This is a genomic window from Azonexus sp. (assembly GCF_036170495.1).
Lineage (GTDB): Bacteria > Pseudomonadota > Gammaproteobacteria > Burkholderiales > Rhodocyclaceae > Azonexus.
Map to the genome: position 1 here is coordinate 12399 of NZ_JAVHPH010000290.1, position 12228 is coordinate 24626.

The 12228-nt window shown below is 62.7% G+C and carries 15 protein-coding genes; 3 read left to right on the forward strand and 12 right to left on the reverse strand.

All coding sequences use genetic code 11. The features are described 5' to 3' along the window. Positions 1-13: 13 nt before the first annotated feature. From ADADOO_RS10380 to ADADOO_RS10405, 6 genes are all read right to left on the reverse strand, one after another. Positions 14-1216, reverse strand: coding sequence for an NrdH-redoxin (locus ADADOO_RS10380; RefSeq protein ID WP_511277315.1), 1203 nt, complete (start codon positions 1214-1216; stop codon positions 14-16). Positions 1217-1293: 77 nt separating this feature from the next. Next, on the reverse strand, positions 1294-1716 hold the full coding sequence (locus tag ADADOO_RS10385) for a hypothetical protein (RefSeq protein WP_511277317.1): 423 nt from the start codon (positions 1714-1716) through the stop codon (positions 1294-1296). Between the two features lie 18 nt (positions 1717-1734). After that, positions 1735-2469: a DUF4395 domain-containing protein gene (locus ADADOO_RS10390; protein ID WP_511277319.1), complete on the reverse strand. Its 735-nt coding sequence runs from the start codon at positions 2467-2469 to the stop codon at positions 1735-1737. A 17-nt stretch (positions 2470-2486) separates the two neighbouring features. Then, positions 2487-3200, reverse strand: coding sequence for an ABC transporter ATP-binding protein (locus tag ADADOO_RS10395; protein ID WP_511277320.1), 714 nt, complete (start codon positions 3198-3200; stop codon positions 2487-2489). A gap of 4 nt (positions 3201-3204) precedes the next feature. After that, the gene (locus ADADOO_RS10400; protein ID WP_511277322.1) at positions 3205-4425 is read right to left on the reverse strand and encodes an ABC transporter permease; all 1221 of its coding nucleotides are present in this window, start codon (positions 4423-4425) and stop codon (positions 3205-3207) included. A 9-nt stretch (positions 4426-4434) separates the two neighbouring features. Next, positions 4435-5649: an efflux RND transporter periplasmic adaptor subunit gene (locus ADADOO_RS10405; RefSeq protein ID WP_511277324.1), complete on the reverse strand. Its 1215-nt coding sequence runs from the start codon at positions 5647-5649 to the stop codon at positions 4435-4437. A gap of 127 nt (positions 5650-5776) precedes the next feature. Between ADADOO_RS10405 and ADADOO_RS10410 the strand changes: the two genes are divergently transcribed. Next, the gene (locus tag ADADOO_RS10410) at positions 5777-6751 is read left to right on the forward strand and encodes an arsenic resistance protein (RefSeq protein WP_511277325.1); all 975 of its coding nucleotides are present in this window, start codon (positions 5777-5779) and stop codon (positions 6749-6751) included. A gap of 445 nt (positions 6752-7196) precedes the next feature. Here ADADOO_RS10410 and ADADOO_RS10415 read toward each other — a convergent pair whose 3' ends face one another. Next, positions 7197-7571 (reverse strand): cupin domain-containing protein, encoded by a 375-nt coding sequence (locus tag ADADOO_RS10415; RefSeq protein ID WP_511277326.1) that lies wholly within the window; start codon positions 7569-7571, stop codon positions 7197-7199. A gap of 1276 nt (positions 7572-8847) precedes the next feature. Here ADADOO_RS10415 and ADADOO_RS10420 point away from each other — a divergent pair. Beyond that, positions 8848-9180, forward strand: coding sequence for a YnfA family protein (locus tag ADADOO_RS10420; RefSeq protein WP_511277327.1), 333 nt, complete (start codon positions 8848-8850; stop codon positions 9178-9180). A 29-nt stretch (positions 9181-9209) separates the two neighbouring features. Further along, entirely contained in the window at positions 9210-10433 is a 1224-nt protein-coding gene (chrA, locus tag ADADOO_RS10425) for a chromate efflux transporter (protein WP_511277329.1), read from the forward strand. A 104-nt stretch (positions 10434-10537) separates the two neighbouring features. Here chrA and ADADOO_RS10430 read toward each other — a convergent pair whose 3' ends face one another. The 5 genes from ADADOO_RS10430 to cydX are packed head-to-tail and all read right to left on the reverse strand — an operon-like array spanning position 10538 to position 12227. Further along, entirely contained in the window at positions 10538-10927 is a 390-nt protein-coding gene (locus tag ADADOO_RS10430) for a DUF6858 family protein (RefSeq protein WP_511277331.1), read from the reverse strand. A gap of 18 nt (positions 10928-10945) precedes the next feature. Further along, positions 10946-11431, reverse strand: coding sequence for a DUF2141 domain-containing protein (locus ADADOO_RS10435; RefSeq protein WP_511277333.1), 486 nt, complete (start codon positions 11429-11431; stop codon positions 10946-10948). Further along, positions 11415-11783 (reverse strand): NifB/NifX family molybdenum-iron cluster-binding protein, encoded by a 369-nt coding sequence (locus ADADOO_RS10440; protein WP_511277335.1) that lies wholly within the window; start codon positions 11781-11783, stop codon positions 11415-11417. The genes ADADOO_RS10435 and ADADOO_RS10440 overlap by 17 nt, the downstream gene beginning before the upstream one ends. A gap of 8 nt (positions 11784-11791) precedes the next feature. Next, the gene (locus ADADOO_RS10445) at positions 11792-12109 is read right to left on the reverse strand and encodes a cyd operon YbgE family protein (RefSeq protein ID WP_511277337.1); all 318 of its coding nucleotides are present in this window, start codon (positions 12107-12109) and stop codon (positions 11792-11794) included. Continuing rightward, the gene (gene cydX, locus ADADOO_RS10450; protein WP_511277339.1) at positions 12093-12227 is read right to left on the reverse strand and encodes a cytochrome bd-I oxidase subunit CydX; all 135 of its coding nucleotides are present in this window, start codon (positions 12225-12227) and stop codon (positions 12093-12095) included. The genes ADADOO_RS10445 and cydX overlap by 17 nt, the downstream gene beginning before the upstream one ends. Position 12228 lies beyond the last annotated feature (1 nt).

Sequence of the window (12228 nt, forward strand, 5' to 3'; positions counted from 1 at the left end):
AAAACGGCCAAAATCAAAGTCGACCGTAGCGCCTGGCCAGCCAGGTCAACGCCACGGCTGTGGCCGGCAAGGCCAGTGCCACCGTCGGCTGGTCGAGGCGTTCCGGCGCCAGTAGCAGGACGGCGCCGAGGCCGGCCATCATCAGCCCGGAGAGCAGTTTGAGCAGTCGGCCATCGCGTTCGCTGAGCTTGCGCCTGCCCATCGAGCGGACAAAGGCGAGCACGATGACGAGTAGCGGCAAGACGTAGATCACGTTGTAGAGCGCCAGATAGAGGTAATGCTGGCCGAGGCGGTGCTCGCGCAAGGTAAGCAGGCGCGTGAAAACCATCGGGAAGCCGGCTGTGCACAGCAGTTCGTAGAAATTGGCGGCAATGGCCAGGACGATGGTTGCCGCCAGCATGGCCGGCAGGCTGCCGGCGGCCAGGATGCGCCGGCCGCGCTGGAAAATATCGGCCTTGCGTCCTTCCGAAATCGACAGCGAAGGCCCGCGCTTGAAAGCGACGAAATCCTTGATGTTGAACGCCCCGATCAGCAAGGCAACCAGCCCGGCGCCGGCGGTGACCCAGGGCAGGCTGCCGACGACGAGAAACAGATTGAGCCAGGCGGCCATGAAGGCGAAATACATCAGCCCGGAAAAAGCGACGAAGACGCCGCCGATGAGCAGCATCCGGCGGCGCTGATGCTGGTGGACGAGCAGCGACAACAAAAAGAGCAGCACGAAAAAGGCGCAGGGGTTGAAGGCATCCAGCCCAGCCAGCAGCAGGGTGAGCAGGGGAAGCGAGGCTGACGCCGGATCGATTTCGCCAATCAGCGGCAGGTTCAGTGGCTCGTTGACGATGGGCTTCGCAGTCCCGCTGCTAACGTCCCGGCAGGCTTCCAGTCGGGCGAGCAGGGCCGCTTGGGCCTTCGGGCGATCATCCCAGCCGACCTCCATGCGGCCGCAGTAAATGAGCGTCGGTACGGACTGCGCCTCTTCGCCAAGCTGGCGCGCCATGGTGACGAAGCGTTCGAGGTTTTCCGGCGACTGGGTGATTTCGTGGTCATGCAGGCGTAGCCACGGCTGCTCTGCGGCCAGCGCCTGCACCTGCGGTCGCGCTTCAAGACAGTGCGGGCAGCGCAAGGACCAGAACAGGTAAAGATCAACCTCGCCCTGCGCCCAGGCCGGGAAGGCGAGACACAGGCTAAACAGGGAGGCGAAAAGGAGGCGGGAAAACATGTTGGTCGGCGCGGCTTGAGATGCTGCGCTTGTTTCAGGATAGCCGGTTCCGGGCCAACCGCCGGTCGGCACAGCGCTTAGCGCCCGGCCTTGCCCAAACGCTCGACCACCGCCGCCTGCACGTCTTCGGTCAGCCAGTCGCCGCGAATCCCGGGCGGGCTTTCCTTGACGGCCGGGAAGTTGATGAAATTGACGGCGCTGCCGTTCTTGCGCTGGAACCGGGCTTTGCCGTCGATCAGGATGGCAATGGGGACGTGGCCTTTGAGACCGATGGTTTCAAGGCGCTTTTCGCCGGTCGGGCTTTCAGCGTCGATTTCGGCGACCCGGACTTTGCCGGCCTGGTCGGCCAGCCATTCGCGCAATGGCTTGAGAGCGCTTTGTACTGGCGGATGGGCCATGGCGATGATTTCGACGGTTGGCGGGGCGGCCTGGGAAAGTGCCGGCAAGAGGTTGAGGAGGGCGATGGCGAAAGTTGCGATGAGTTTTTGGCGGGCGCTCATGTTCTGTCCGTTTTCAGCTTATTTGCAGTTGTGGTGCAGCTTCCATTTGTCGGCATGGTCCATCGCGACCGCCCAATCCGGTGGCGTGCATTCGCTGACGGGCTGGGCCGTTTCGGGCGTTGCAACGGCGGCCGGTTGAGATTCGGCATCGCCGGCGTCGTTCAGCAGGGCGCGCCCGATGAATACCATGCCGACGAAGAACAGCACGGTCACCGCCATCTGGGCGCGGCTGACCGGCAAGGCCGTTCGCGTCTCGCAAACGCCGCCGGGGCAAAGCTGGGCCTGACGGCGGCTGAACAGGTTGTAGATCTTGCAGCCGAGGCAGATGCCGAAGGCCGTTTCGAAGAACATCAGGAGCAGGCAGGTGGCGCAGATGATCAGGTTGACCGGCCCGATGACGCGGTTGATGACGACGAGAAACAGCATGGCCAGCGCCAGTGTCCAGCCGATGGCCCAGGCGAAGCGCTTTTGCGGCGCGCCGACGTATTCGGGCTGCTGCCGGCGCACCATCAGGCGGCCAAGAACGAGGCTGGGAGCATATTTCGGGTTGATGAAGACGCGGATGCTGAAATCGATCAGGAAGGCGACGACGAAGACGCGCGTGAAGCGAAAGTCGCCGACCAGCCAGGCGTTCATGAAGGCGATCAGGGCCAGGAAAAACAGGATGCCGGCGCTGGCCCGGACTTCCCGCTCGTTGAGGACGGGAACCTCGTAGCCGTTGATCTGTTCGCCGAAGGTAAGCAGTTTGTTCATGGTGGTTTCCGTCGTGGTCAGGCTGGTAATTTATCGTGAACCCGGTCGTCGGCGACGATGTCGCCGTCCACCATTTCGATGATCCGGTCGCAACGGGCGGCGAGGCGGCGGTCGTGGGTGACGATCAGGAAGGTCGTGTTGAGCCGGGTGTTGACCTCGCGGAGCAGGGCGAAGACGTCGTCGGCGGAATGGGTGTCGAGGTTGCCGGTGGGTTCGTCGGCGAGCACCAGCGAAGGGCTCATGGCCAGGGCGCGGGCGATGGCGACGCGCTGTTGCTGGCCGCCGGAAAGCTGGTTGGCGAGGTTCTGTTTGCGTTCGGCAAGGCCGACCTGGTCGAGCAGCCGGCCGGCCTGGTCGAACATCTCGGCATCGGGCCGGCCGCGGGCGACGAGCAGCGGCATGGCGACGTTTTCCAGCGCCGTGAAGGCAGGAATCAGGTGGTGGTGCTGGAAGACGAAGCCGATGCGCTGGCCGCGCAGGCGGGTCAGGCCGGTGTCGTCGAGCTGGCCGGTTTCCTGGCTGTCGATGAACAGCTGGCCGCCGCTCGGTCGGTCGAGCAGGCCGATGAGGTTGAGCAGGGTGCTTTTGCCCGAGCCGGAGGGGCCGATCAGGGCGGCGAATTCGCCGCGTTCGAGGCGCAGGTCGATGCCGTGCAGGATTTCGCTTTCCGTTTCGCCGCTGCCGTAGGATTTGCGGATGTTTTTGAGCTGGAGAACGGGCGTTGTCGTCACGGGATCAACCACGGATCGCCACCACCGGATCAAGCCGCGCCGCCCGGCGGGCTGGCAGCAGGGCGGCGAGGATGCCGACCAGACTGGCGCCGCCGGCCGCGATGGCGACCAGCCATGGGTCGACGCCGATGATGAACATCGGCGTGCCGTCCGGGTTGCGCGCCATGAGCCGCCAGAGCATCAGGAAAGTCCAGGCCAGACCGGAGCCGAGCAGGGAACCGAAGAAGCCGACAATGCCGCCCTGGAGCAGGAAAATGCGCAGCATCTGCCCCTGCGAGGCGCCCATGGCGCGCAGGATGCCGATTTCGCGGGCGCGCTGGATGACCGAAACGACGAGCACGCTGGCGATGCCGAAGGCGACCGAGAGGCCGATGAAGAAACGGATGACGTTGCTCGACACGCGCTGCGAGGTCAGCGCCGTGACGAACTGGGCGTTGGTCTTGATCCAGCTATCTGCGGTCAACCCGGTTTCGGCGGCAATTTTGCTGGCCAGTCGTTCGGCCTCGTCGATGTCGTGCAGCGAAATGTCGATGCTCGACACGCCGCCGACCAGATCGAGCAGGCTTTGCGCCGAGCGCAGGCTGACATAGACGTTGCGGGCATTGACGCCCTTGTTGCCGAGGTCGAACAGGCCGGTGACGGTGAAGGTTTCGGTCGCGTCGCCAGCAGTCGTGACACGGATCTTGTCGCCGATGTCGGCGCCGAGGTCCTTGGCCAGTTCGATGCCGATCACCGCTTCGCCGGCGCCGACGCGCAACTGGCCGGCGATCATGCGTTCGGGCAGGGCGATGATGCCGCTGTAGCGCACCGGGTCGATGCCGAGCAGGGTGATCGCCTTGTTGGCGTCGCCGCGTACGACGAAGGCCGGGCCGGAAGCTATCGGCGAAATGGCGGCGATGTTCGGCAACACCTCCAGCCGGGCCTGAATCTGCTGCCACTGATCGATCGAGCGCAGGCGCTGGGCCTGTTTTTGCAGGCGGAGCGCAATGCCGGCCGCCGGCGATTGCGGCCGGGCGATTTCTTCGGGCGGCAACAAAACGATGTGGGCCTGCGAACTGAGCGTGCGTTTGACCAGATTGGCCTGCAACCCGGAGAGCAGCGCCGACATGAAGACGATGACGGCGACGCCAACGCCGACGCCGACGATAATCAGCAGCGACTGCATGCGGCCCTCACGCAGGAAGCGGATGGCGGCGATCCACTCGAAAGGCATCCAGGATTTCATTTTTGGCCGTTATTTCCGGTTGACCGTAGCAATCTTGCGGCCCTCGGCCAGGTTCTGGCTGGCTGCGGCCAAGGCTTCGCCAGCAACGAGGCCATCGAGGATTTCCACCCGGCCGGCGCCGCGGATACCGAGCTTGACCGGCTGGCGCTGCGCCACGCCCTCGCGCACCACCATCACCCACGGCTGGCCGGAAGCCTGGTCACGCACGACATCGGCCGGCACGATCAGCGTGTCGGCGCGGTGGGCCGAGGCGATGTCGATGGAAACAGTCATTTCATGCTTCAGGTAAGCCGGCGGCTCGGCGACGCGCAGGCGGATTTCGACCGAGCCGCGCTGGGCATCGACAGCCGGGGCGATGTAGGTGACCTCGGCCGTGAAGTGTTCGCCCGGATAGGCATCGGCCGAGGCCAGCGCCGTCTGCCCAAGCTGGAGCAGGGCGAGGTTTTTCTCGTCGATCTGCGCCGTCAGTTCGGTGTCGCCATTCGGCGCGACCGTCAGCAAAACCTTGCCCGGTTGCACCATGTCGCCGGCTTCCACGCTACGCGTCAGCACCCGGCCGGCGCTCGGCGCCGTTAGCGTGGCGTAGGTCAGGCGCGCTTCGGCCACGGCCAGCGCGGCGCGCGCCTGCTCGACATTGCTGCGCACGACCTGCGTCTCGCTGCCGCCCGGCTGGTTGCTGGCCAACTGCAATTTGGCCGCCTGCCACTGGCTGTCGGCGACCTGCGCGTTGCGCCGGGCATCGTCGAGCTGGGCGGTGCTGTAGAAACCCTTGGCAACCAGTTCGCCGACCCGCTCGAAATGGCGCTTCGCCTGCAGTGCGTTGGCTTCCGCCTGCTGCACGCTTTGCTCGGCCACCGGCCGGCCGAGGCGGTCGAGCTGGCGCTGTTTGGCCTCGGCCTGCGCCAGGCTGGCCCGGGCCTGGGCGGCACTCGCCCGCCATTCGGTGTCGTCGAGCTGGACCATCGTCTGGCCGGCCGTCACGGCATCGCCTTCACGCACCTTGACGGCGACGACGCGGGCGCTGATCTGCGCCGCCACCTCGATGCGCTGCGGCGTCCGCACCCGGCCGCTGGCCACCACCGCCTGGCGCAATTCGCCGCGTTCGGCCACGGCCACCACGACGCGCTCGCCACCCCAGCCGGCATAGCCGGCGACAAGCAAGGCCACGATGGCAATGCCTGCAATGACAAGCAGGCTGCGGCGGGAACGGAGGAGGCGGGTCATGGGCGGGCAGGGCTTTTCTGAAGAGAAAATTAGCAAATGCTGATGTTAAACGAATGACGGAAAACCCGAGGTATATAATTGTTTGCTTATGTAACCGAGAGCCATTGCGGGGCTTCTGGAGCGCATCGTGCTGAAGTTTTTGTCCTTTGTTTCAAAGAATCTGATCCTCGCCATTCCGGTCATGATGGTGCTCGGTTTCGGCTTTGGCCTGCTGGCACCGACCGCCTGGCTCAAGTCGCTGATCGTCCCGCTGACCTTCCTGATGGTTTATCCGATGATGGTCACGCTCAAGCTGAGCAAAGTGCTCGAAGGCGGCGACAGCAAGGCGCAACTGCTTGCCCAGTTGATCAACTTCGCCATCATCCCCTTCGTCGCTTTCGGCCTTGGCCAAACCTTTTTCCCGACCCAGCCGTATTACGCCATGGGCCTGCTGCTCGCCGCGCTGCTGCCAACCTCGGGCATGACCATTTCGTGGACCGGCTTTGCCGGCGGCAACCTCGGCGCGGCCGTCAAGATGACCGTGCTCGGCCTGATCCTCGGTTCACTGGCCACCCCGTTCTACGTCCAATGGCTGATGGGCGCGGCGGTGCCGGTCGATCTGTGGGCGGTGTTTTCGCAGATCGTCTTCATCGTCTTCCTGCCCATGGTGGCCGGTCACTTCACCCAAAGCTACCTGCTCAAGAAGCACGGGCAGAAGGCTTTTCAGGCCGAATGGGGACCGAGGTTCCCGCCCTTCTCGACGCTCGGCGTGCTCGGCATCGTCTTCGTCGCCATGGCCCTCAAAGCCCAGCAACTCGCCGCCCAGCCGGCCGAACTGCTGCAACTCGTCGGCCCGCTGCTCGCCCTCTACGGCATCAACTACCTGCTCAGCACCCTCGTCGCCAAGGCCCTGCTGCCGCGTGGCGATGCCATCGCGCTGGTCTACGGCACGGTCATGCGCAACCTGTCGATAGCCCTGGCCCTGGCCATGAACGCCTTCGGCAGCGCCGCCTCCGACGCCGCCCTGGTCATCACCCTGGCCTACATCATCCAGGTCCAGTCCGCCGCGTGGTACGTCAAGCTGACCGATACGCTGTTCGGGAAAAAGCCGGTTCAGGGCTGAAGCTGCGCCCGGTGGGCGCGAGGTTTGGTGGCCATCTGCGGCATGTCTGCCCGGATGACCACGGGAACAGGCGTTCCTGATTCCCCTACGTTCATCAGGCGGAAATCGGCCAGTAGCGGCCAGTCAGCATCCCGCAGCAGCGGTCATTCAGTCGGCTGCTCTGCTCCGAAACCTGCCTGTCGGCCAATTCGTGGTACTCGGCCAAAGGCGACCTTGGGTCTGCAATCCGACTCGGTCGGCAATGCGCTGATCAACTGCCGCTCGACGGCTCATGGCGGTCAATGACTGCTTCGCTGTTCGATGAACTCGATCTTTCGACCCTCTGCGGTCACTCACTGAGGCGAGAGGCCGACGTTCACAAGAACGCAATCGATACATGCTCAACCGTTGAGGGGCGCGGAGCCGGCTTCCCGGTGGAGCGTCCCTCGCTACCGCAATGTTGGCATCACCTCGCTGCGCAGGCGCCGATTTGGCTCTTCATCTCAACAAGGATGACATGCGTGGGCGTTTCACCTGTATTTGTCCCGATGTGAGTCTGCGCGTTTGACCACATCACATCACCCGCCTTGAACTGGCGTTGCAACACTGAGCCATCCGGCAAAGTAATTGATCGCTTGAAGTTGGATAGTGAGTAAAGAACAAAGGCCGGATGCTTGTGCTGGTTCGTCTTGTCACCGGGAACGTCTTTGTAGTCTAGAACTCGCACGCAGTCATTCTCAAAGATAGCGTTGTATTTGTCCCCGTCGGTCTGCACGGGATCTTGCGCGTGTACGGCTAGGGGCAGGATTATCGCCGCGAAAATTACTGATCTGCGAAACATGACATTTCCTCCGACTATTGATATTTCGTGGTAGCAGGACTGGCCGCGAGACGCCGTTCCGTGACGCCGCCCTCGACGGTCGCTCTTGGACGGGAAACACTACCTGTCATGGCATTGCTTCAGCATAGACACGCGCCCTCGCGCCGCAAGTGAAATGTAACGGCCACCGGCCGCTCCTGGCTGGGAGTGCGCGTTGGCCTTGTGCTCCTGCAAGCGGCCGTTGCCGAATTGGATCGAGCATGAACGTCTGCAATCAGGCGACGCTAGCGAATTGGCGCAACCGGCCAATACCCGCCGGTCGATATTGCCATTCCATGTGCGTAATGGCACGATGCCAGGACACGTACATAAAACTGCGCTGGTTCTCCAGCACTATGTTAGGCCGCCCACATGTTCTCTATCCGAGTGCTTCCGCCCCATCAATGTAATGTTGATGGTCAGCGTTTAGGCGAAATCTCGATTGGCGATTTCGCCGAGCAGTTCACCTGCTATCCAATCTTCGGAAGCGTTGATGAACTGGAGTGTATCTGGAGAGCTGAACTGCGCAAACTCATTGATGGAGCCGCCTCAGTAGCTCTCGCCTATGACCCCAGGTTTGCCTGGATCATCTATCGCGAAGGCCAGCACTGCTTCGTCCAACAGGTATTTGCCCGAGATGGTGATTTTTGCAATCACCTCGCCTCTCGCTGTACGGTCACTGAAGAGGGACATTCTGTCAGTGAGTGGGACACAGACGTTTCCGCAATTGCACGCTGGTTGAACGGCTGCTCTCGGGAAACGGCTACGTCGGTTTAGGGCACTGAGTACGCATTCGCCGAATGAGGAAGCTGCCTTTCGGCTTGATTTGTTACTGACCGGCAGCTATCCGGTCCATTGCTGACCGATACGGATGGATGGCTGAATGGCGGCAATGGCCGATGCACTGTCGGTGGGTGATCGGGCTTTATGACTGCTCGACTTTGTTAGCTGCCGTTGGAGCTACGAAGAACTCAACGGCCGGATTGGGCACGCAACCGCCGCCCGACAAAGGCAGGTCACTGATGTGATTTCGGCTGCTTATCGCCGATTCGATTCTGCGGCCGAGCCATCGCGATTCTGCGGTCAACCGGTCTTGCTACGGCCAACCGGAAAAAACGCCCAAAATTGAATTGCAAAAACGCCGGCCAGGTCGCAGGTGCTGTCGGCAAATCTCGGCGGAGCCATGACTTTTGGGCTGCTGGCACAACAGTAGGCAAGTTGAGGCAGTATGGCGGACTCTGTTCGTTCGAGATAAGCCATGGAACTGTTGCGCCTGAGTCTGTTGTTTGCCGTCACTGCCGTTGCCGAAATCGTTGGTTGTTACCTGCCGTGGCTGGTCGTGAAGCAAGGCAAGAGCCTCCTCTTGCTCCTTCCGGCGGCGCTTTCGCTGGCCGTTTTCGCCTGGCTGCTGACCCTGCACCCGACTGCGGCGGGGAGGACTTATGCCGCGTATGGCGGGATGTATATTGCCGTCGCGCTGCTCTGGCTGCATTTCGTCGATGGTGTCGCGCTGACTCGCTGGGATGCGCTGGGTGCGGGGATTGCTCTCGTTGGTATGGCGGTGATTGCGCTGCAGCCTTCGGTGGCCTGATTACAGTCATTGAATAGCCGTTTCTGATCATGCAAAACAACATCGAATCACCCCCTGTCACCAACCAGCCCGAAAGGGGCAGCCCAATTGAGGTCCTGGGTGCTTTCCTCAAGCTCGGGCTGACTTCTTTTGGCGGACCGGTTGCCCATCTGGGCTATTTCCGGTCCGAGTTTGTCGAACGTCGGCAGTGGCTCGACGACAAAAGCTATGCGGATCTGGTGGCCCTGTGCCAGTTCCTGCCGGGGCCGGCGAGCAGCCAGGTCGGCATGGCTCTGGGTCTGGGGCGCGCCGGCTGGCTTGGTGCGCTGGCGGCCTGGCTCGGCTTCACGCTGCCATCGGCCATTGCGCTCATCCTGTTTGCGTTTGGCGTGGCCAACTGGGCTGGGTTGGCGCAGTCCGGCGTCATTCATGGATTGAAAGTGATGGCCGTCGCCGTGGTGGCCCAGGCGGTGTGGGGCATGGCGAAATCACTTTGTCCCGACCGCCTGCGAGGTGGCATTGCCATCGGTGCCGCCATGCTGGTGCTGATGTTTTCAGCGGCGTTCATTCAGATTGGCGCAATCGTGCTCGGTGGTCTGCTCGGCTGGCGTCTGTTGTCGCTCCCGCATCTGTCGACAGCCCAACACCGCGATTTCGGGGTGAGCCGGACAGCCGGCGGCTTGCTGCTGGCGCTGTTCGGGCTGTTGCTGCTCGGGTTGCCAACCCTGGCTGCGCTGTCCGACTCGCTGCTTGTTTCGGCCATTTCAGGCTTTTATCAGGCCGGCTCGCTGGTTTTTGGCGGTGGGCATGTCGTCTTGCCGCTGCTCCAGGCGAGCGTCGTTCCGCCAGCCTGGGTCAGCAACGATACCTTCCTGGCCGGCTACGGCGCAGCGCAAGCGGTGCCTGGCCCGCTGTTCACGTTTGCCGCTTTCCTTGGCGCGGCGATGCCGTCGCCGCTGGGTGGGTGGTTCGGCGGCATTGTGCTGTTGCTGGCTATCTTTCTTCCCTCGTTCCTGCTGGTCGCCGGGGCGTTGCCGTACTGGGAAAGCTTGCGCCAGCGGGATGGCGTTCAGCGGGCAATGGGCGGCATCAATGCTGCCGTCGTCGGGGTTCTCGGGGCGGCACTTTATGACCCGGTGTGGACGAGTGCCATTCATTCAAAAGCAGACTTTTGTCTGGCTTTGGCGGCATACGGGTTGCTGGTCTTTGGCAAGGCTTCGCCGGTCATCGTGGTCATCCTTGCCGCTATCGGCGGATGGTTTCTTGGAACGTGAAACCGGATTGCCGATTGCTACGGTCAACCGAAAAAAACGCCCAAAATTGAAATGCCAAAACCCCGGCCAGACAGCGCCGGGGTTTTTGTTTGCAGCGGGTTTGTTCAGGCGTCGCGCAGGGCCAGGGTCCAGGCTTCCATGGCTTCGTTGGCCGGTTGCATCGGGGCTTCCATGAAGCTGACGACGTACTTGTCGCCCATGTCGGCGATGCCGATGGAGCGCGGGCGGACGGCCAGCATTTGCGGGGTCGGGATGGCGAAGCCGAAGCAGAAAATGAGGTCGACTGCGGCCTTCATGCCTTCGACGATGGGGCCGCCGATCTTGCTGGTGTGGGCGTAGTGGTCGAAGACGCCGATGAACTGGACCTTCGGGTTTTCGGCGATCTTGCCCTTGTAGTAGGCGACGAGGGCGTCGACGGTGTTGTAGGTGGTTTCGGTCTTGGCGATCTCGGCGACGAAAAGGGGGTATTTTTCCTGGAGCAGGGTCTGTTTCATGGGTTTTACCTTTTGTGGTTAGTAAGCAAGCTTGATGTTGATGGCGGTTTCCGGCCCGGCCAGGTCGAAGGCGCTGTCGGCAAATTTCGGCGGGCCGATGACTTTCGGGTTGTTGGACAGGCCGTAGCCTTCGGTCGGGAACATGCCGAAACGCAGGTTGAGTTTCTGGTCCATGTTGTCGTCGTGATAGGCCATGACAGCGTAGCGGCCGGGCGGCAGGCCGGTGACGACGAGTTTGGCGTCGCCCTTTGCAGCCGGCAGCGAAACGACTTGCACGGCCTTGTCTTCCTTGCGGAAGGTGTCCGGTTCGCGGTACAGCGAGGCGCGCAGATTGCCGGTGGCGTCGCGCACGCCAAGCAGGTTGACGACCAGCCGGCTGTCGTCGGCCTGGCTATGGCCGGCAGCGAGCAGGCAGCCGAGGAGCAGGCCCTCGATGGGCAGGCGCGGAATCGTGTGACGGCTCAGCCGCGGGATGATGGTGCGGGGTTCAGTGGTGATGGTCATGGCCTTGGCAATGGGTGTTGTCGGGCAGCGGCAGGCGGTCGAGATGGTTGTCGAGGAAGGCGGAGACGGCGCTGTCCGGGTCTTCTTCACGGGTGATGACGGACAGGATGCCGCGTTGCATGAGCTTGTAGTACAGGCCGTTGCCCATGCCGCCGGTGATCAGCACATTGATGCCGGCCAGTTCGTCGGCCATGCCGTGTTGCCGGGCGTGGAAACTGTCTTCGAGGGGGAGTTCGACGAGGTGCTTGTCGGTGACAGTGCCTTTTTCAACGTCGTAAAGCCAGAACTTGCGGCATTTGCCAGCGTGTTCGGTGACGTTTTTCCGGTTTTGGCTGGTGACAGCGATTTGCATGATGATTCCTAGAAAATGGGGGGCAGGCGTCCGTTCTGCATCAAACGCAGGCAGGCCAGCAGGAAGAGAATGATGGTCGTCTCGCCGGAGAGCAGGACACGACCGATGAGGTTGCGGGGAACAAAGCCGACGCCGCGCACGAAACCGGCGCTCATTGCTCCGAACAACAGCATGGCGGCCGTGTGATCGGCCACACCGTCATCGTCGGTGGCCATGCCCGGCAGAACCGTCATGACGACGAGAATGAGCAGCGCCAGCAACAAGGGCAGCCAGGCCAGGCCGGGTTTGTCCGGCGCGCCCGATTGCGCTTCAGTGTGGGCTGTCATCGGAGGGCGTCGGGCGCAGCGAGGCGAGACGGGCTTCTTCGTTGTCGCCCCAGAGGGCGTTGAGGATGGCGAGCAGTACGGCGAAGCCGATACCGAGCGCCCAGGCGAAATACCACATG